Below are 19,094 nucleotides of genomic sequence, written 5' to 3' on the forward strand. Positions count from 1 at the left end.
CCAAATGACCATCGTAGCTGAGCGTAGACGGTTTGGTGCCCGCAGCGACCGCGACCGAACGTCGCGTCGACGCGTGGGTCGCAAGCTCAAGTTCGATCGGTCGGACGCCCGCGCGGAGTTCCCTTCCCATCGCCCGGAGACAGATGAATGCGTAAAGTGATGCCTGGCTCGCCTTTTCCCCTGGGCGTGACGGTCGACGACAAGGGAGCCAACTTCGCCCTCTTCTCTGACAATGCCAGCGGCGTCACACTTTGCCTGTTCGATCGCTTCGGCATGACCGAACAGGAGCGCATTCCGGTTCGCGAATGCACCAATGGCGTCTGGCATTGTTATCTGCCGGGCGTCGGGCGCGGACAGGTCTATGGCTGGCGCGTCCACGGCCCCTGGGCACCCGAGGCCGGCCACCGCTTCAATCCCAACAAGCTACTGCTCGACCCCTACGCCCGCCAGCTCGTCGGCGAGGTCCGCTGGAATGACACGCTCTATGGCTACGAGATCGGCGCGGGCGAGGATGCCGACCTCACGATCGACGAGCGCGACAGCGCCGCCTTCATGCCGAAGGCTCGGGTCGTCGCGGGCACGCCGATGGTCACCACCCAGCATCCGCACGTATCCTGGGCGAAGACAGTGATCTACGAAGGCCATGTGCGCGGCCTCACCATGCTGCACCCTCTCGTGCCCCAGACGATCCGCGGAACCTTCAGTGCACTCGGGCAGCCCGAGTTCGTCGACTATCTGGTCCGCCTCGGCATCACCTCGCTGGAACTCCTGCCGATCCAATCCTTCCTGCAGGATCGCCATCTGGTCGATAACGGCCTCTCCAACTACTGGGGCTACAACACGCTGGGCTTCTTCGCGCCAGAGCCACGCTATCTTGGCGACAACGGCCTGGAATCCATCGGCGAGGCCGTCGATCTCCTTCACCAGGCCGGCATCGAGATCATCCTAGACGTGGTCTACAACCATACCTGCGAAGGCAACCACCTCGGGCCGATGCTGTCCTTCAAGGGCATCGACAACGCCTCCTATTACCGCCTGATGCCGGATAACAGGCGCTACTATGACAACCTGACCGGTTGCGGCAACGCGCTGAACACCGATCATCCCCGCGTGTTGCAGATGGTGCTGGACAGCCTGCGCCTTTGGGCGTCGGTCTACGGCATCGACGGCTTCCGCTTCGACCTTGCCACCACGCTGGGCCGCCGGCCTGAAGGCTTCGACCCCGGGCACGCCTTTTTCAACGCCATCCTGCAGGACCCGCTGCTAGGGGGGTTGAAGCTGATCGCCGAACCCTGGGACATCGGCCCCGGCGGCTACCAGCTCGGCTCCTTCCCTCCGGGCTTCTCGGAGTGGAATGGCGACTACCGCGACAAGGTGCGCGGCTTCTGGTCGGGTGAAGAGGGCTTGCTTCCGAGCTTTACCACCCGCGTCGCCGCGTCGCAGGACTTTTTTGCCGAAGGACGCCGCCGGCCCTGGTCGAGCGTCAACTTCATCACCGCCCACGACGGCTTCACCCTCCACGACCTCGTCACCTACAACCACAAGCACAACGAGGACAATCGCGAGGACAATCGCGACGGCCACGACGACAACAAGAGCTGGAACTGCGGCGAGGAGGGCGAAACCGACGACGAGGCGATCAACGCCCTGCGCCGCCGGCAGAAGCGCAACCTGCTCGCGACGCTCTTCCTCAGCCAGGGCGTGCCGATGGTGCTGGCCGGCGACGAATGCTCCAACACGCAAGGCGGCAACAATAACGCCTATTGCCAGGACAATGAAATCGGCTGGGTCAACTGGTCGGATGAGGATCCGGAACTGCCGACATTCGTGGCGCGGCTCGTCAATCTCAGAAAGAACCACTCCGCCCTGTCGAGGCCGGAGTTCCTGACCGGCGCCCGCAACGAGATGGGGCAACCCGATGTCGTCTGGTTCAACAACCATGGCGAACGGATGTCGGAGGAGGACTGGGAAAATCCCCATTCCAAATGCCTCACCCTGCGCCTCGCCCCGGTTCTCGAAAGCGAGGCGCCGCTGCTGATCATGCTCAATGCCTCGCATGTCCCAGTCAGCTTCAAGGTGCCGCCGGGGCAGCCGGGCGACTGGGAGGTGATCCTGGCGACGGGCGAGGATTTCGAGGACGTCCGGCTCGGCAGCGCTGATCATTTCACCATGCCGGCGAGAACCCTCGTTCTTGCCGAGTGGCGGGAACAAAGCCCGGCAACCACCGTTCCCGACGCAACTCCGCCGGTCGACGAGTTGGAGGACGGTTGAAGGAGGCATGCCCTGGGTCTTTCCGCCTTGGCCCGTCATCGCACCGCATCGCTTCGAGCCGACGCTCTTTCAAGGAGACCCGCCTTGGCAATCCGTACCGTTCGCCGTGAACAGGAAATGAAGTTCGGCACCCAGATGACCCCGGACGGCGTCCGCTTCCGCCTGTGGGCGCCGCTCGTGCCGTCGGTCGAGCTGGAGGTCGACGGCTGGTCGCTGCCCATGCGGCAGGACGTTCGCGGATGGTATGAAGTGGAGGTGCCCGGCGTGAACCACGGCAGCCGGTATATGTTCTGCCTGCCGGACGGCAAGAAGGTGCCTGACCCTGCCTCGCGATATCAGCCCGAGGACGTCGACGGCCCGAGCGAGGTGGTCGACCCGCTCGCCTTCGAATGGACCGATCTCGGTTGGCGCGGTCGCCCTTGGGAGGAATGCGTTTTCTACGAAGTGCATATCGGTGCGTTCACGCCCGAGGGCACCTTCCGGGCGGCAGCGGACAAGCTCCAGGACCTCGCGGACCTCGGCATCACCGCCTTGCAGATCATGCCGCTGGCCGATTTCGCTGGCCGCTGGAACTGGGGCTATGACGGCGTGTCGCTGTTTGCCCCCGACGCGTCCTACGGTCGCCCCGAGGACCTAAAAGCGCTGGTCAATCGGGCCCATGAACTCGGCATGATGGTCATGCTGGACGTCGTCTACAACCACTTCGGGCCGAAGGGGAACTACATCCCCCTCTATGCTCCCATCCTCAACGACAAGGATACGCCCTGGGGGCCGGGGCTGAACGTCGACGGCGAGAACGCCACCGTCGTTCGCGACCTGGTGCTTGCCAACGCCAGATTCTGGATTAACGAGTACCGTTTCGATGGCCTGCGCTTCGACGCGCTGCATGCCATCGAGGACAGCGGCCCCAAGCATCTCATTCAGGATCTCGCCGAACAGACCCGCGCCGCCAGCGACGGCCGTCATATCCATCTCATCGCCGAAAACTCCTACAACCAGGCGAGCTGGCTGAGGCGACGCGACGACGGCACGCCCTGGCTCTATACGGCGCAATGGAACGACGATCTCCACCATGGCCTTCATGCCCTGGTGACCGGCGAGAGCCAGCTCTACTATCAGCCCTACGCCAAGCGCATCGACCTTGTTGCCAAGGCATTTGCCGAGGGTTTTGCCTTTCAGGGCGAGTATCTTGCCCGAGAAAACCGCATGCAGGGCGAACCGAGCGCCTTCCTGCCGCCGACGGCTTTCGTGTCCTTCATCCAGAACCACGACCACGCCGGCAACCGACCGGCCGGCGAACGCATCGGGCAACTTGTGCCACGCGAGGCGGCCCGGATGCTCGCGGCACTTTACCTGCTATCGCCGCAGATTCCGATGCTGTTCATGGGGGAGGAATGGAATGCCTCGACGCCGTTCTGCTTCTTCTCCGACATCAAGGAACTGGGCGACATCATCCGCAAGAGCCGGGCTGAGGAACTCGGCGACTTTCCCGAAGCCCAGAAAGCCCGCCATATCGACCCGATGCACGAGAGCGCCTTCCTCGGATGCAAGCTCGACTGGAACGAGCGATCAACGCCTGCTTCCGCCGAGATGCTGGATCTCTACAAGGATCTCATCCGCGCAAGAAGCTCCGTTCTGACGCCGCGCCTCGTCGGCATAGAGGGCTACAGCGGAACATCGGAAGTACTCGGCGCCCAAGCTTTCAAGGTTCGCTGGACACTAGCCGACGGCTCCGAGCTCAATCTCGCCGCCAACCTCGGCGCACTGCCGCAAAAGGGCGACTGGCGGGATATCGTGCCGCTCTGGTGCGAGGGCTCGTTCACGGAGGATACGCTGGGACCGTATACCGCATTGTTCTGGCTGACCTAAAGAGACCGGCGGCGCGTCTCCTCCGGTCACATAAAGCTGTAACCGGATGGGAACTTTTATGACTCGGAGCGATTTAGAAGGTCCGTTGTTCCTTGATTTCAGAGCGGGATATCCTGGGCATTCCATTGTCATGCCAAGCTAAATCCGCCTCTGATGACCTCCGGAAGCAGTCGGCTCGGTCATTTTCGAGACGTCCTTCAGACTCTTACCGGAACTTAAAGCTTGGGGCGTAACCTTGCTTTGCATCTAGCGACGGAGAAACCGGATGCAGGCCAGCATACTGATAGTTGAAGACGAGTGGTTGATCGCGGAAGACTACGCCTCGACCCTCACTCAGGCTGGCTATTACGTTGTCGGGCCCTGTCCGTCGGTGGATGCTGCCCTTGCGGCGCTGGACCAGGAGTCCATCGACGCTGCAGTTCTGGATATACAACTGCACGATGAAACAAGCTTCCCCGTCGCAAAACGACTACAAAGTCTAGGTATTCCGTTCGCATTCCTGAGTGGGCAAGGCCGAGAGCATCTGCCCTCCGAACTGGCAACCTGCTCGCTTCTGCCGAAGCCGGTTGCCAGAGCAGCCTTGCTGACAGTCGCCAGTCAACTGAGCTCAGATGCTACTCTACAGAAAAAGCGGCGCTGAAGAGCACCGCCAACTCAATGTCACGCTGCCTTCAAAGGACTGGAAAGACGGCCGACATACCGGAGGCCACAAACAATCACGGCCCCTCGAAGGGGGCCGTGAGAGATCCACATGAGTGGCTTAGTGCTGACCGCCCTTGCGGCCGGCTTCCGCGGCGCGCTCGGGGTCGTTCTTGAAGTTGCCGCCGGACTCCTGCCCGCCCTTGCGGCCGGCTTCTGCAGCCCGCTCGGGGTCGTTCTTGAAGTTGCCGCCGGACTCCTGGCCGCCCTTGCGACCGGCTTCCGCGGCGCGCTCGGGATCGTTCTTGAAGTTGCCGCCCGACTCCTGACCGCCCTTGCGACCGGCTTCGGAAGCGCGTTCCGGATCGTTCTTGAAGTTCCCGCCGGACTCGCGGCCGCCCTGCGCAGCAATCTCCCGCTGCTTGTCTTCGTCCATAGAGGCAAATCCACGACGGGAGGTGTCGCCAGTGCTCGTCTGTTGGTTAGGCATTGCTTTTCTCCTTGATGGGGTCGTGCTGCCTTGTTGGTAGCGAGTCATAAACCCATCATCCAACCAATTGTTCCGCAGTAAATTCGATTTCACCAATCGAATCCCATAATAAACTCAGCCAGACGCACCGAGCAATACACATAGATAATTTCGACGATGTTCGATTTTACGAAAGTATGAGAAAATATACTTTGTAATAACTGCGCGTCACGCTCCGTTTTCACAATAAATGGTTGTTTTTCTCTATCGCTGCTTTTCAGACAAGCCATCCGGGATCAGATCGGTGCTGGAACGTCCGCTCCGCGGGTTCTTGCCGGCAAGGCACATTGGGAACCGTGGGTATGCCGGGACCGTTTCGACGTGGTGGATTGCCGACATTCGGCGGCCGCGGTCGTTGCGCATCGAAAGCTCTCCACAGACAGATCCGCCAGACAGCCCGAGGAGGCCGTGATGACGATCAGGGTGAAGGAAATAACGCCGCTCGAAGACGGCCAATACCGCGTCGAGTTCAGCATGATCGACAATACGGTGGTGACCATCGCATTGCCGCCGGCCGAGCAAGGCTCGCCGAGCCAAGATCCGACCGAACGCGCCAGAGACGCGATGAAAGCGGTCTGCGAGGCTGTGTCCTCCGGACTTCGGGAAGAAATTCCGACCACCAATGACGCGCGCGAAAACCAGGACCGCGACGTGATGGAAGAGCAACTGGAGGAAGGGCTTGAGGACAGTTTCCCGGCCAGCGACCCGGTGTCGATCAGCGTGCCGTCGACGTTGCCAAAGAAGACCGCAGGGAAAAGCTGAGCGCATTGCTGACGCCTTAACCGGCGACGAGAAGAAAAACGGCGCCCGGCACAGCGAGATCCGGTCCCGGCGACAAGGTGCCATCGGATTGGATAGCGAAGGCGGCGATATTGCCGCCTTCTTCGTTGGCAAGAAGAAGTTGTCGTTCGGCCTCGAGAAGCACGAAGGAGCGCGGCGAAGCGCCACGGCTCGATATGTGCTGAAGGCACTCGAGCGTACCATCTTCCGCCCAGGCGAAGACGGCGACGCTGTCATGCCCGCGGTTGGTGACGTAGACCCTGTCGCCCGAGCTGTTGAGCGACAGATGTCCGCCGAGGTTCTCGCCGGCAAACTCCAGCGGAAGCGTTGTGACGACCTCTTTGGCGGATAAGCAGCCGCCTTCGTCCACCTCAAGTGCGGTCAATGTGCTGGCAAGCTCGCTTACCAGCAGGGCAAGCGGCCGGCTTGGGTGGAAGACGAGATGTCGCGGCCCTGACCCAGCGGGAGCACGGAAAGCCACCGCTCGCTCGCCGACCCTTCCGCTGCCCGGATCGACTGAATAGGAGAGGACTTCGTCCGTGCCGAGATCGACATGGTAGAGCCAACGCTGATCGGGACCGAAGCAGATGCAATGGGCATGCGGGCTGTCCTGCCGCTCGCTGACAGGGCCGCCGCCGGCGTTCTGGCGCACCACCGGCGGCTCGACCGGCAGGCCGGTTGCCTGGTCGAGCGGGAACAGGACAATGCTGCCGCTGTCGTAGTTGGCGACCGCCAGAGAACTCTCGTCCTTGTTCAGAGCGACATGGCAGGGGCCGCCGCCGCGCGTTTCAACGCATGCCAGCCGCTCCCAGCCACCTTCCTTGGCACGGAAGGCGCCCAGCGCGCCTTCGGCCTGCTCGTTCACGAAGTAAAAGAGGTCGTGGCGAGCCGAGTACGTGCCGAAGGACGCGTTCTGCGCGCCGGGATAGGCCTCTCCCAGCGTCCAGCCATTGTCTTCCCGGGATAACGAGTGAAGGCCTGCCCCGCCGTTGCGCGCATAGGTCCCGATGAGAAGGCGCGCGCTCATGAGATGTTGATCGCCACGAAGACCGCGCCCGTCTTTTCCTTGGCCTCGGCCGCCTCGAATGCTTCGTTGATCTCATCGAGATCGAAGCGATGGGTGATCAGCTTGCTGGCGTTGAGCTTGCCTCGGGATAGGAGCTCGAGCACCATGCCCTGCTCGGGGTAGATGTCGTGATAGGCGAAGCTGGCGCTCGGGAGGATCTGGATCTCCGACATCTGGATGCGCTGCCATTCGAGTGGGATGGTCACTTCTCCCTGGTCAAAGCCGCCGACCAGCACCACCTTGCCGCCTCGCCGCACCACTTTGGTGGCGAGCGGCAGCGTCTTGGGCATGGAATGGCCGCCGGCGCATTCAAAGCAGATGTCGGCGCCGCGCCCACCGGCAAACTCCATCGCCCGCGCCACCAGGTCTTCACGGCTGCCGTTGACGACGACATCGGCGCCGAGTTCCTTTGCAAGGTCCAGCGAACTGTCCACCAGATCGGCGATCAGCACGTCCGCTCCCGCCGACTTGGCAAGTTGAAGCTGACCGAGGCCGATCGGCCCGGCGCCGATGACCACGACCTTCTGGTTGACGCTGACTTGTCCGATGTGATGGGCGTGCAGGCAGACCGAGAAGGTGTCGATCAGTGCAGCCTCCTCGAAGCTGACGTGATCGGGCAGCTTGTAGAACTTGTCTTCCGGGCCGCAGACGAACTCGCCATAGGCGCGCGAGACGAACTTGGTGCGCACGTCATAGAGATGTTCGCAGATGTTGTAGCGCTGGACCTTGCAATAGTCGCAGACGCCGTCGCCCATCACCGTTTCGATGACGACCCGATCGCCCGGTTTGAAACGGGTGACATCGTCGCCGACCTCGATCACTTCGCCGGACAGCTCATGGCCCACGATGTGATGTTCGAGTTCGGGCTCGGCCTTGTTCCAATGCCGAAGATCGGTTCCGCAGATTCCGGCGACACGCACGCGCGCCAGCACGAAATCGCCGGAGGGAATGACGGGCATCTCGACGTCGGTGATTTCAAACCGGCCGTCGGCAGTCTTCAGAGCGGCCTTCATGGGGCGCGACCCTCCTGATGGTCAACAAGACGGGATTGCTTAACCGGTGGCCTGAATCTGCGGCTCGATCCGAAGATTGACGACATCGGCCTGTTGCGACCGGGTCAGCGCGAAATGAATGGCCTCGGCAATTTCGTCGGCGTAGAGCATCTCGCGGTTGGCCAAGGCCTCCTGCATCTCTTCGTCCGTTCTCGGTTGCATGGGGGTTGCGACCGAGCCAGGCTGAATGACGGTGACCTTGATGTTCTTGTCGGCAACTTCCTTGCGGAGCGTTTCGGCGAATGCCTGAAGGCCGGCCTTGGTCGCCGAGTAGACGCTCTCGCCCACCGCCTTGATCTCGGCGCTGATCGAGCCGACGAACAGAAGGTGACCACCGCCCTGCGACTGCATGCGAAGAATGGCCTGTCGAGCGCAGGCCATCGCGCCGACGAGGTTGGTTTCGACAACATAACGCCACTCGTCCTCTTCCATTTCATAGATGGGTTCGGCGCCGAGCGCGGCACAGGTGATCAGCATGTCGATGCCACCCAGCGTCTCATCCACTGCGGCAAACACCGCCTGGACACCGTCTTTGGTTGCGGCATCGGCCGTCAGCCCCTCGACGCTGCCCCGGTTGCCGTGCGCGGCCGCAATCGCCTCGTCCAGCTCCGGCTGATGCCGACCGAAAGTGAGAATGCTGCCCCCCTCGCGAGCGAGAAGCGCGACGGTGGCGCGCCCGATGCCGGTTGTCCCACCGGTCACCAGGATGCGTTTGCCGTCAAGGCTGGTGTGGTTGCCCATAAATCACTCCCAGATCAGCTGGATTTGGCCCTTTGCCGGTACGTGATAGGTGATGAAATCTGCCGAGCTGACATGCGGGCGAAGATCCTTGCCCTCCTCGGTCGTCACCTTGATCGTGCCGAGCTTGCGGCGCTTGAGGCGCACCAGGGTGAGACCTGCGACGCAGGTTTCCCCCCCGTTCAGCGTGATGGTGACGGCACGCTCGCTCACCGGCTCGAACACCGGCACGAGCATGTCGCAATACAGCCGGAACGGCGCTCCACCGATATGATGAAAGGCGCGGGTGGCGAAGATGAAGGCCGCGCCGGCCCCATAGACCTCCTGGCCGACCTGCCCGGCCGGCTGCCCGTCGGCGTAGAGATCCTCAACCGGGAAGGATAGCTTGCGGTCGATATGCCCGTTGTTCTCGCGTTGAGTTGGCGACAACACGTCGGATGGCAAAGCGTCGGGATAGTAGAACCAAGCACGATCCAGCGCGTACTTGCAGTATTCCGTCACCAGCATGCGCGCCGCGGGATCGACATTCGAACCGCCGTCGGACAGATAGCGCTCGAAAGCCGCAAAGGAATCGAAACACTCGTAGATCGCCATGTAGGGCGCATCCTGAAGGCAGGTCGCCGCCATGAAGTTCTTGTAATGCTTGGCGAACTCGATGTTGCTCTCCCAGAACTGGCTGTTGTGGAAGAAGCCGGCGAGATAGACATAGCTTTGCTCGAGATAGACCGGTTTGTTGGTGATCCGCCACAAACGCATGCAGGCGGCGGCGCCCCATGCTGTGAGATTGGCTTGATAATTGAGGTCGAAGCCGAGGCCGGTCGCCGTGTCGATTGCCGCCCGTGCTTCGTCCAGGAAGCGTTTGTCGTCGGTGAGCTCGAAGGCTTGCAGCATCACCCAGGCATAGACGCCGCCGACATCCGTCTGACCACGACCATCGGCTTCGGCGTTCTCGGTAATGACGCTGAAGTCGGTGATCTTGTACTGGACCGGCCACTTGTACTTGAAATGATGCGCCACCTTGATGCCGAAATCGATCGACTTCATCAGCAGGTCGCGCGCTTCGTCATTGCCATCGAGCGCGAGGATGCCGAGGTTCAGCATGGGATGATAGAGATACCAGCTGTCGACCGCGTCGGCGTCCTTGTCGTCGCCTACGTTGGGCAGATAGCGGCGCAAAGACCTGAGTTTCGGATCGTAGAACTTCTTCAGTCCAGCCTTGAACTGGGCCTCGAGCGGATGCGGCTCGCCGCACCATGTCCCCCAGGCGTGGATCGCCTCAACGATGGACATCTGCACCATGATGTCGGGATATTCGGCACCAGTGTAGGGATGAACGTAACGGTATCCGTAGTGCTTGATCGTCGCCTCCGGCGCCTCGTCGAGGTCGCGCAAGGTCCGCTCGGCGCGCGCCACCCAGTCGCGGTATTCGGAGTCGGGGCGCTCGATCACCTTGTAGGCGATGGCTAGCATCTGAAGGAACTGTCGAGCGAACTGCCTCTCGTGTGGCGGAGCGTCGTAGCGGAAGACGAGGATGGCATCCGAAAGCGTGATTTGAACACCGGCCTTCAACGGATCGGTAGGCGGATTCACGCTTTGAACGGGAGCGGGCGGAAGATAGCCGAGCTCCGGCCACACGCCGCCGACGGCCCGGTCGGGCTTCGTCTTGGTCGCGCCGAAATAGTCATTGATGGCTGTCAGATTTTGAAAATACAGGATGTTCCCAAAATCGGGCTCATCGATGTGGAAATACATCAGGCCGCTGTTGAGCCCGCGCTGGATCGCCTCGACGTTGCCTTTGGCGCCCATCGGATCGTCGTTTTCCTCGAGTGGATAGACGTCGCGTGGCATGAATGGAACGAGCATGGGGACAGCGGGCGTGAAGTGCGCGGTCACCCGCAGATGCTCCAGGGCGCCTTCGCCGGTCTTGAAGACAATAAGGTGTTCGCCCAGCGCGCTTTTGACCTTCAGCCTCGCGATTTCGTCGGCCTTGCACCGCTCGGCGATGCAATCGAACTCACCGGCCAGATATGCAGCGCGCAAGGCAATGCCTCCCTTGCCCTTCCGGCGAATAAACGCCCACACTGAATCCCCGAGAGCCCGCACTTCCATCTGCAAGGCACCGAGCTGAAAACTGGCGACGGGATCGCTCTGCTTTTCCTGAAGCGCTTGCCGTAGCGCGAGCACAAAGGAACTGACCCCAACCACATCAGGATTCAGCGTACGAGTGGACATTGGCGATCTCCTCTCACTCTCTACCAGAAGCAGGAGCAGTCAAAACGGAGTGCCAAGGCATATGTTCCCCTTCGGTGAGTGTGTTTTTGGAGATCAGCATGTTTCGACGAGCGCAACATGTTGCGCAATCAGGAAGACCAGCCGCGGAACTCCGGCAAGACCAGGGGGCTCGCTTCGTTTGAAGACGTTGAGCTTCACATCAGTTTGTTTGCCCGATCTCACGAGCCAGTTTGAGATCGTCGACGAATGCCTCGAAGGCGGCCTGTTTGGCGCCGGCGTCCGGGATGCGCAGCAGATAGGATGGATGGACGGTCAGGAGGCCGCGACGGTTGCCGAATGACATCGGCCCGCGTTCGCGCGTGACGGCGACGGAGCGCTCGGCAAGCGCCAACCCCGCCGTGCTCCCGAGCGCAACAATGACCTTCGGACGCACCAGATCGATCTCGCGCCACAGCCACCAGCGCTGATGGACGATCTCACCCGTTCTGGGCTTGCGGTGGAGCCGTCGCTTACCGCGCTCGGTGAAGTGAAACTGCTTCACGGCATTGGTCATGTAGGCCTTGTCACGATCGATATCCGCCTCGGCGAGGGCGCGATCGAGCAGGCGGCCGGCCGGGCCGACGAAGGGCCGGCCCTCGCGGTCCTCGGCGTCTCCCGGCTGCTCGCCGACAAAGGCAATGGCTGCAAGCATGGGGCCTTCGCCCGGCACGACGCGACCAACGCCGGCCGCAGGCGGAAACTCCCGCCGCATGGCGTGATTGAGGTCGTCGAGCGAGGCGAAGTCCTGTTCGGTCATGGCAGGCCTCGGAAGCGCCGCACCAAATGCGGGAAGCTCGGCCGGCTCTTTCGCAACTCACCGCTCGCCGAGCGGTTCCCTCAGAACAGCCGTCGGGCATCGACCGGCCGCCATTCCACGCCCAGCTCGCGCATGATCGCAAGCGCATCATCGGGGGCACGGAAGCCGTCCGTGTTGTCGAAGAACAGGAAGACGTCGCGCGGTCGATCCGGCGCCTTCACAGTGCCGGCAAACTCGCCGTCCTCGACCGGTTCACCCCGGGCCCAAGCGGCAATTCGGCGCGCCCAACGCTGCCGCTCGGGCGCGTCATAGCCTGACCGGTAGAGGTCGCGCGAGCCGTGCAGGCGGCAATAGACGAAGTCCGCCGTCACATCCATCAGGCGGGGCCATTCGACAGTGTCGGCGCAAACCAGCGCGACATTCTGCTCGCGCAGCAGCTCGATGAAGGACGGATGGCGAAAACTGTCGTGGCGGATTTCCAGCGCATGGCGAAGGGGCTGGTTGGCAGGGCGCGTTTCGTCCGGGTTCCGGATGTGATCGTCGTGCTGGCGGGCCATGTCGGCGGCGGCGTCGGTGTCTCTCGGCAGCAGCGCCAGAAAGTCGCGCATCCGCTCGATGTCCAAGGCGAGGCTTGGTGGGAACTGCCAGAGAATAGGGCCAAGCTTCGCGCCGAGCCGCAACGGGCCCGAGGCGAAAAAGTTGGCGAGCGGCGCCTCGACCTCCTTCAGCCGCTTCACGTGGGTGATGAAGCGCGGCCCCTTGACGGCGAACAGGAAGTTGTCCGGGGTCTCCTGGAACCAGCGATCGAAGGTGCGCGGCTTCTGCAAGCCGTAGAAGGTGCCGTTGATTTCCAACGACGGAAAGCGGGAGGCGGCATAGGCGAGTTCCTGGCTTTGCCGGAGCCGCTCCGGATAGAAGCGGCCGCGCCAGGGCGAATAGGTCCAACCGGATATGCCGATGCGAATGACGCCGACCTCTGACATGCCGCCTCCGGGAGTCTACCCGGTGAGAACGTCGCGTTCAGGGGGCGGTTCCTTCCTCGCGAGGCATTCCAAGGGGGCGCAAACGCCCCCTTGGCTTTCGTGAGGCCGTCAGCCGACGCGCGCTTCGTCGTCACGCCGGATCGCCACGATGGTCGAGCGGGGCAGCGCGCCCTCGCCATCCGGGAAGGGAGCGTCGGGGTGCTGGATGCCGACGAACAGGGTCCGCTTGTCGGCCGACCAAGTCATGCCGGTAACCTCGGAGCCCTTCGGCCCGGTCAGGAAACGCTCAACGCGGCCGGTCGCCGGGTCGCCAGCGAGCATCTGGTTGTTGCCCTGGCCGAGGAAGTCGCCCTCGTTGCTGTCCTCACCGTCCGTCTGGATCCACAGAAGGCCGGTCGAGTCGAACATCATGCCATCAGGCGAGTTGAACATGTTGCCGGAGTTGATGTTCGACGAGCCGGCATAGGTATCCTTATGGACATCCGGATTGCCGGCCATGAGGAACAGGTCCCACTTGAACTTGCCGTCGGCGTGGTCGTCGTTTTCCGGATACCAGCGGACGATCTGGCCGTATTCGTTCTTCTCACGCGGGTTGACGGCGCTGAGCGCCATTTCATCGCCGCCGGCGTTGGCGCGCATCTTCCCGTCCTTCAGGACACCGCGATGACTGTTGTTGGTCAGCGCGCAGTAGGCCTCGATGGCGATCGGATTGATGGCGACCCACTCGGGACGGTCCATTGTGGTGGCGCCAACCTTGGACGCGGCCTGGCGGGTGAAGACGGCGATCTCGTCCGCCTTCATGCCGGTGGTCTCCGGCGTCAGCGCCAGCCACTCGCCATTGCCGTCGTCGGAGAACTTGGCGACGTAGAGCGTGCCCTCGTCGAGCAGCTTGGACGTGTCGCCGCCCGGCACGTAGATGCCGTTCGACACGTATTTGTAGAGGAACTCTCCGCGCTCATCGTCGCCCATGTAGACGACCACGCGACCGTCGCGGGCGACCGCGACAGCGGCGTTCTCGTGCTTGATGCGGCCGAGGGCGGAGCGCTTGATCGGCGTCGACGAGGCGTCCGACGGATCGATCTCCACGATATAGCCGGCGCGGCGCGGTTCGTTGGGATTCTTGGAAACGTCGAAGCGAGGATCGAAGGCCTCATAGCCATAGCGCGTTTCGGCGACGATACCGTAGCGCTTGTAGTCATCGGGCATGGCGAAGTTCGGATCGGTGGAACCGAAGTAGCCGTTGAAGTTTTCCTCGCAGGTCAGGTAGGTGCCCCACGGCGTCTTGCCGGCGCCGCAGTTGTTGAAGGTGCCGAGGCTGTCGGTGCCGTTGGGATCGGCAGCGGTCTTGATGAGATCGGAGCCGGCGGCGGGGCCGGAGATCTTCATCGGCGTCAGATGGGTGATGCGGCGGTTGAACGGGCTATCCAGCACGATCTCCCAGCCATCCTTGCCCTCGGCGACTTCCATGACGGTGACGCCCTGCAGGTTCTGCAGGATCTTCACGTCGTCGGCGCTCTTCGGCATGCCCTTTTCGTTATGCGGAAGGTTGGTCTCGTTGTTGACATACTCATGGTTGACGGCGATCACCTGACGGCCGCCGATCACGAACAGTTCCATGCCGTCAGTGTTCTCGCCGAAGACCTTGTCGGAGGCCTCGAGGCTGACGCCGTTGGCGGGATCGATGTCGGGAACATTGGAAAACAGCGGTTGGCCCCACTTCGCGAGCGGCTTCCAGGCGTAGCCCTCGGGCACATGCACCGTGTTGTCGGTGAAGACCGGGATCGGCTTGAAGGCGAAGCGGCCGGACGCGCCCTGGGCATGGGCGGCCGTGGAGCTCATCAGGTTGCCGAGCGTGCCCATGGCAGCGGCGGCCGAGCCGAAGGCCAGCACGCCACCCAGAAAGCCACGGCGCGACACAGCCCTTCCGACGACGCGATCGAAATCGGTGACGGCCGGTGGCGGGTTCTGCAACTCGTCCCACTCATCCCAAGACAACTTGTTGGTGTCGACATCGGCCATAATGGCTCTCCCCTGTTTGGAACAATTCCAGCAAGGGGATGTACATCTGTAAAAATACAGATCGATGACAGCGGGCGATTTACGAAACCGGCTTAGTCCGAAAGGCCCAGGTCGCTGAGGTCAGGGCCGAGCGGCACGATCCGCTGAGGATTGAGACTCTTCATCGAGTAATAGCCGCGCTTGATATGGTCGATGCTCACCGTCTCCTGAATGCCGGGCAGGCCAAGGACGCGCTTCAGGTAGCCGCCGAGGCCGGGATAATCGGCGATGCGGCGGAGATTGCATTTGAAGAGGCCGTGGTAGGCGGCATCAAAGCGGATCAGCGTGACGAACAGGCGGACGTCGGTCTCGGTGAAGCGATCGCCGTGCAAGTAGGACCGGCCATCGGCGAGCCGGGCCTCCAGCTCATCGAGCATGTCGAAGACGTCGGCGAAGGCCTCCTCATAGGCGATCTGGGTGGTGGCGAAGCCGGCGCGATAGACGCCGTTGTTGAGGCGGGGATAGATGCGGTCGTTGAGTGCATCGATCTCGGTCGCGAGATCGGCGGGATAGAGATCGATATCCGAACGCGCAAGACCTCCGAAGCCGGAGTTGAGCATCCTCAGGATGTCGGCCGACTCGTTGTTGACGATGGTGCCGAGCGTCTTGTCCCATAGCACCGGCACGGTGGCGCGGCCGGTGAAATGGGGATCGGCCTTGGTATAGATCTGGTGCAGATAGGTGGCGCCGTTGACCGCATCGGCAGTAGCACCTGGATAGTCGCCGAAGCGCCAGCCTTCGTCTGAAATCGCCGGCTCGACGATCGACAGGGATATGGCGTCCTCAAGGCCCTTCAGCTTGCGGCCGATCAGGGTTCGCGACGCCCAGGGGCAGATCAGCGCGACGTAGAGATGGTAGCGATCCGCCTCGGCGGCAAATCCGCTCCGACCGGTCGGCCCGGCAGCGCCGTCGGGCGTCACCCAATTGCGGAAGCTTGAGACTTGCCGGACGAAGCCGCCCTTTTCGTCGGTCTTTTGAACCGGCTTCCACTCCGCGGTCCATTTGCCGTCAACGAGCATGGCGATCTCCTGTCAGGTCATCAATGGGCGGCTCCGGCCAGCCCGGATACTGGGCGCGATATGGTAACGAGGACCAGCGACCGCAACCAAGACGTCGTCAGGCCGTTGGAGCGATGCCGTCCAGCAGCGCCGTCAGAGCATCGGCCAGCTCGGACTCGAAATCGAGTCGCCGTGCCAGGAGCTCCGGCCTCGACTCAAGAACCCGCTGCATGCGCGGCCGCGGATTGGCAATTTGGTGAACGCCGACGATCATGGCGAAGACCCACTGGCTGAGGCGGGCGCCCTGCCCTTGAGCGATCGGTCCTAGAGCTCTCTCGAGGCAGGCACCAAAGGCATCGGTACGTCTTACGGTGCGCAGGCGAAAGGCGAGTGCCACGTCGTCGGGAAGATTGCCCTCGAGAACCGCCGGCAATCGAGCGAACAACTGCGTCATGAGCGGCCGTTCGATAAGTCCGGCCGCAATGAACTTGGCCAGCGCGCGATGATCGGAAGGCAGCGCTTCGGCAAAAGCCGCTTCCACAGAGGCGAGCCACCCCTCCATGTCCTGCTCGAGCAAGGCGAGGAATAACTCCTCCTTGGTCTGGAAGTAGAGATAGAGGGTTCCCTTTGCGAGCCCCGCCTCGCGCGCAATAGCATCCATCGACAGCGCCGACATGTCGCTGCCGATACAAAGCCGGCGCGCCGCGTCGAGCACGTCGTCGCGTCGGCGCTCCTTCTGTCCGGCGTTCATCGCCCGGCGGATCTGCGGCATGTGGCTGTCCCCATTCGTGACCACCATAAACCAAGGCGCTTTCGAGTTTGAAGACCCACCGCGCTCTTGTGCGCTTGGCACCCCTGGTATTGGCCTCCCACCATGCCACTTGACAAATGACCGGCGGTCATTTATTGACACACACAGGATGGCCGGCGACCCAACTCGCCTATGGAGTTGCCATCATGCGGCTTTTATTCCGTCTCGCCTTTGTGGGTTACGCCCTCGCCATCCTGCAGTTCGCCGGGATCGGCATCGTTTTCCTCATGTCCGATCGGCTGATGCCATATCATCTCGCCGCCATGGGGACGCAATGGGAAGCGATGGCTCCGGGCATGCAGACCATGTCGCTCGATTTCATGAAGTCGGCCGGGGCAGGTTTCCTGATGGTGGCGGTCGCCGCCACCTTCCTGCTGATCATTCCCTACCGTCGCGGTGAGGCCTGGGCCAACTGGGCGCTGGCTGCGATCCTGCTAGGCGAGTTCGGTCTCATCCTCTCGCGCATGATCGACGTTGCCACCAATACCCCGGGGCGACCGGTGTTCGGGCCGTTCGTGGCGCTGGGCGCCATCACGCTGGCAAGCTTCCTTCTGTCACTTGTCTCACGCCGCTGAGGGACAAGGTCGAGCCACCCGCTCTCGCGCGGAAAACCCGACGCATGTATCGCTCCGCCGGATTGTTCCCCAACCAACCGCCAGTTAGCTGAAATGTCCGCCACTTCCACTCCCACAGCCGACCTCGATGCCCTACTTGCCGCCCAGCGGGCCGCCTTCCTTGCCGAGGAAGCCCCCGACCGGAGTGCACGTCGCGCCTCACTCGATCGATTGCGGGGCGCCGTCCTTGCCCATCGCGGTGCGCTGGAAAGCGCCGCCGCCGCCGATTTCGGGCATCGCTCGCCGCACGAAACGGCTTTGATGGAACTGGCGTCCATCGTTCAGACCATCGACTATCTGAAGCGCCGGCTTCGGTCTCTGATGGCGCCCGAGCGGCGGCGTGTCGCTGCCAGTTTTCGCTTTGGTCGTGCCTATGTCACCTATCAGCCGCTCGGCGTGGTCGGCATCATCTCGCCGTGGAACTATCCGTTTGCCCTGGCGCTCGTTCCGTTGGCCACGGCGCTCGCCGCCGGAAACCGCGCCATGCTGAAGCCGTCGGAGCATACGCCGCATAGCAGCGCCCTGCTGAAGGACCTGATCGGCGAGGCGTTCGATCCCGCAGAAGTGGCCGTGGTCACCGGCGACAGCCGCGTCGGCATCGCCTTCGCCGAGCTGCCGTTCGATCATCTCTTCTTCACCGGAAGCACTGCCATTGGCCGCGAGGTCATGCGGGCCGCCAGCAACCATCTCGTGCCCGTGACTCTGGAGCTCGGCGGCAAAAGCCCAGTCGTCGTCGCGCGCGGCGCCGTCGATGATCGCACGGTATCGCGCATCGTCTATGGCAAGCTCGCCAACGCCGGCCAGACCTGCGTTGCGCCCGACTATGCCTTCGTCCACGAGGACGATATCGATGCCTTCATTGCCGCTTTCGACCGGGTGGTAAAACGGCAGTTTCCCGGCGGTCCGACCAGCACCGACTACACCTCGGTCATCGACGATCGACAGTTCGACCGTCTGCTGCATCTGCTTGAAGACGCTCTTCTCAAGGGCGCACGCATTGTGCCCGTCGGCCATCAGCCAGAAAGGGCGGCCAGCCGCCCGCGCACGCTTGCTCCCAGCCTGGTTGTCGACGTCCGCGAGGACATGCGCCTTCTCAGCGAGGAAATCTTCGGTCCGCTGCTGCCGATTCTGCCCTACCGAGACTCCGAAGAGGTCATCGCCTATATCAATGCCCGGCCGCGGCCGCTTGCCCTCTATTACTTTGGCAAGGAAGACGCCACATGCCGCCGGCTGCTGGCATCAACCACCTCCGGCAATGTCGGGATCAACAACACCATCCTTCATGTCGCGATCGACGACCTGCCATTCGGAGGCGTCGGCGCCAGTGGTATGGGCGCCTATCACGGCATCGAGGGCTTCCGGACGATGAGCCACGCTCGCGGCATCTACTCGCAGGGCCGCTTCAGCCTGGCCAGTCTGGCCCGCCCGCCCTACGGTCGGGTGATCGAGCACATACTGGGCACCGTGCTGCGATAACGACCGTGTCGCCTTTACCTTGCCGGCTTCCCGTTGGCTAGCGCTGCTATCGTCAACTGCGTGGCCATTCTCACGCGCGGATCCTTGGCCGGCTGCTTTGCTCATGAGCCCGCCATTTCCGACCGCGGGCATCCGATTTCATCGACGGACAGGAACAAAGCCGACACCCCAGGGCTGGGCTC

At 62.6% G+C, this 19,094-nt stretch carries 16 protein-coding genes; 6 read left to right on the forward strand and 10 right to left on the reverse strand.

The window, feature by feature from the left end:
• Positions 1–147: 147 nt before the first annotated feature.
• The 3 genes from glgX to CXZ10_RS07225 all read left to right on the forward strand — a co-directional run bounded on the left by glgX (position 148) and on the right by CXZ10_RS07225 (position 4,780).
• Positions 148–2,271 (forward strand): glycogen debranching protein GlgX, encoded by a 2,124-nt coding sequence (gene glgX, locus CXZ10_RS07215; protein ID WP_101288469.1) that lies wholly within the window; start codon positions 148–150, stop codon positions 2,269–2,271.
• Between the two features lie 84 nt (positions 2,272–2,355).
• Entirely contained in the window at positions 2,356–4,140 is a 1,785-nt protein-coding gene (gene treZ / locus CXZ10_RS07220; RefSeq protein WP_143741487.1) for a malto-oligosyltrehalose trehalohydrolase, read from the forward strand.
• 265 nt (positions 4,141–4,405) lie between these two features.
• Positions 4,406–4,780, forward strand: coding sequence for a response regulator (locus tag CXZ10_RS07225; RefSeq protein WP_101288471.1), 375 nt, complete (start codon positions 4,406–4,408; stop codon positions 4,778–4,780).
• Positions 4,781–4,900: 120 nt separating this feature from the next.
• Here CXZ10_RS07225 and CXZ10_RS21970 read toward each other — a convergent pair whose 3' ends face one another.
• Entirely contained in the window at positions 4,901–5,269 is a 369-nt protein-coding gene (locus CXZ10_RS21970; RefSeq protein ID WP_425298926.1) for a con-10 family general stress protein, read from the reverse strand.
• A 450-nt stretch (positions 5,270–5,719) separates the two neighbouring features.
• On the opposite strand from CXZ10_RS21970, the gene CXZ10_RS07235 reads away from it, so the two are divergent.
• Positions 5,720–6,070: a hypothetical protein gene (locus tag CXZ10_RS07235; RefSeq protein ID WP_101288473.1), complete on the forward strand. Its 351-nt coding sequence runs from the start codon at positions 5,720–5,722 to the stop codon at positions 6,068–6,070.
• A gap of 16 nt (positions 6,071–6,086) precedes the next feature.
• Here CXZ10_RS07235 and CXZ10_RS07240 read toward each other — a convergent pair whose 3' ends face one another.
• The 9 genes from CXZ10_RS07240 to CXZ10_RS07280 all read right to left on the reverse strand — a co-directional run bounded on the left by CXZ10_RS07240 (position 6,087) and on the right by CXZ10_RS07280 (position 16,783).
• Positions 6,087–7,115, reverse strand: a complete 1,029-nt coding sequence (locus CXZ10_RS07240; protein WP_101288474.1) for a lactonase family protein — start codon at positions 7,113–7,115, stop codon at positions 6,087–6,089.
• A complete protein-coding gene (locus tag CXZ10_RS07245) occupies positions 7,112–8,167 on the reverse strand; it encodes a zinc-dependent alcohol dehydrogenase (RefSeq protein ID WP_101288475.1) in 1,056 nt (351 codons plus the stop codon). Before CXZ10_RS07245 ends, CXZ10_RS07240 begins: the two co-directional genes overlap by 4 nt.
• 39 nt (positions 8,168–8,206) lie before the next feature.
• A complete protein-coding gene (locus CXZ10_RS07250) occupies positions 8,207–8,947 on the reverse strand; it encodes an SDR family oxidoreductase (RefSeq protein ID WP_101288476.1) in 741 nt (246 codons plus the stop codon).
• 3 nt (positions 8,948–8,950) lie between these two features.
• Entirely contained in the window at positions 8,951–11,176 is a 2,226-nt protein-coding gene (locus tag CXZ10_RS07255; RefSeq protein ID WP_101288477.1) for a hypothetical protein, read from the reverse strand.
• Between the two features lie 199 nt (positions 11,177–11,375).
• Positions 11,376–11,972 (reverse strand): UdgX family uracil-DNA binding protein, encoded by a 597-nt coding sequence (locus CXZ10_RS07260; protein ID WP_101288478.1) that lies wholly within the window; start codon positions 11,970–11,972, stop codon positions 11,376–11,378.
• Positions 11,973–12,052: 80 nt separating this feature from the next.
• Entirely contained in the window at positions 12,053–12,955 is a 903-nt protein-coding gene (locus tag CXZ10_RS07265) for a DUF72 domain-containing protein (protein ID WP_101288479.1), read from the reverse strand.
• Between the two features lie 108 nt (positions 12,956–13,063).
• Positions 13,064–14,974 (reverse strand): PhoX family protein, encoded by a 1,911-nt coding sequence (locus CXZ10_RS07270; RefSeq protein WP_101288480.1) that lies wholly within the window; start codon positions 14,972–14,974, stop codon positions 13,064–13,066.
• Between the two features lie 92 nt (positions 14,975–15,066).
• Positions 15,067–16,032, reverse strand: a complete 966-nt coding sequence (locus CXZ10_RS07275; protein ID WP_101288481.1) for a glutathione S-transferase family protein — start codon at positions 16,030–16,032, stop codon at positions 15,067–15,069.
• A gap of 97 nt (positions 16,033–16,129) precedes the next feature.
• Entirely contained in the window at positions 16,130–16,783 is a 654-nt protein-coding gene (locus CXZ10_RS07280; RefSeq protein ID WP_180335897.1) for a TetR/AcrR family transcriptional regulator, read from the reverse strand.
• Positions 16,784–16,968: 185 nt separating this feature from the next.
• Between CXZ10_RS07280 and CXZ10_RS07285 the strand changes: the two genes are divergently transcribed.
• Together CXZ10_RS07285 and CXZ10_RS07290 are read left to right on the forward strand one after the other, a co-directional pair.
• Complete coding sequence (locus CXZ10_RS07285) at positions 16,969–17,397, forward strand: hypothetical protein (RefSeq protein ID WP_101288483.1); 429 nt, start codon at positions 16,969–16,971, stop codon at positions 17,395–17,397.
• Positions 17,398–17,490: 93 nt separating this feature from the next.
• Positions 17,491–18,912 carry a coniferyl aldehyde dehydrogenase gene (locus CXZ10_RS07290; RefSeq protein ID WP_101288484.1) on the forward strand — a complete coding sequence of 474 codons (1,422 nt, stop codon included), beginning with the start codon at positions 17,491–17,493 and terminating at the stop codon, positions 18,910–18,912.
• Positions 18,913–19,094 lie beyond the last annotated feature (182 nt).

It is taken from the genome of Pleomorphomonas diazotrophica (genome assembly GCF_002844595.1).
Taxonomy (GTDB): domain Bacteria; phylum Pseudomonadota; class Alphaproteobacteria; order Rhizobiales; family Pleomorphomonadaceae; genus Pleomorphomonas; species Pleomorphomonas diazotrophica.

Excerpts from the sequence above, each read along its gene's own strand:
- glgX (WP_101288469.1), top strand. The coding sequence starts at position 148 with ATGCGTAAAGTGATGCCTGGCTCGCCTTTTCCCCTGGGCGTGACGGTC.
- CXZ10_RS07225 (WP_101288471.1), top strand. The coding sequence starts at position 4,406 with ATGCAGGCCAGCATACTGATAGTTGAAGACGAGTGGTTGATCGCGGAA.
- CXZ10_RS21970 (WP_425298926.1), bottom strand. The coding sequence starts at position 5,269 with ATGCCTAACCAACAGACGAGCACTGGCGACACCTCCCGTCGTGGATTT.
- CXZ10_RS07235 (WP_101288473.1), top strand. The coding sequence starts at position 5,720 with ATGACGATCAGGGTGAAGGAAATAACGCCGCTCGAAGACGGCCAATAC.
- CXZ10_RS07240 (WP_101288474.1), bottom strand. The coding sequence starts at position 7,115 with ATGAGCGCGCGCCTTCTCATCGGGACCTATGCGCGCAACGGCGGGGCA.
- CXZ10_RS07245 (WP_101288475.1), bottom strand. The coding sequence starts at position 8,167 with ATGAAGGCCGCTCTGAAGACTGCCGACGGCCGGTTTGAAATCACCGAC.
- CXZ10_RS07250 (WP_101288476.1), bottom strand. The coding sequence starts at position 8,947 with ATGGGCAACCACACCAGCCTTGACGGCAAACGCATCCTGGTGACCGGT.
- CXZ10_RS07255 (WP_101288477.1), bottom strand. The coding sequence starts at position 11,176 with ATGTCCACTCGTACGCTGAATCCTGATGTGGTTGGGGTCAGTTCCTTT.
- CXZ10_RS07260 (WP_101288478.1), bottom strand. The coding sequence starts at position 11,972 with ATGACCGAACAGGACTTCGCCTCGCTCGACGACCTCAATCACGCCATG.
- CXZ10_RS07265 (WP_101288479.1), bottom strand. The coding sequence starts at position 12,955 with ATGTCAGAGGTCGGCGTCATTCGCATCGGCATATCCGGTTGGACCTAT.
- CXZ10_RS07270 (WP_101288480.1), bottom strand. The coding sequence starts at position 14,974 with ATGGCCGATGTCGACACCAACAAGTTGTCTTGGGATGAGTGGGACGAG.
- CXZ10_RS07275 (WP_101288481.1), bottom strand. The coding sequence starts at position 16,032 with ATGCTCGTTGACGGCAAATGGACCGCGGAGTGGAAGCCGGTTCAAAAG.
- CXZ10_RS07280 (WP_180335897.1), bottom strand. The coding sequence starts at position 16,783 with ATGCCGCAGATCCGCCGGGCGATGAACGCCGGACAGAAGGAGCGCCGA.
- CXZ10_RS07285 (WP_101288483.1), top strand. The coding sequence starts at position 16,969 with ATGCGGCTTTTATTCCGTCTCGCCTTTGTGGGTTACGCCCTCGCCATC.
- CXZ10_RS07290 (WP_101288484.1), top strand. The coding sequence starts at position 17,491 with ATGTCCGCCACTTCCACTCCCACAGCCGACCTCGATGCCCTACTTGCC.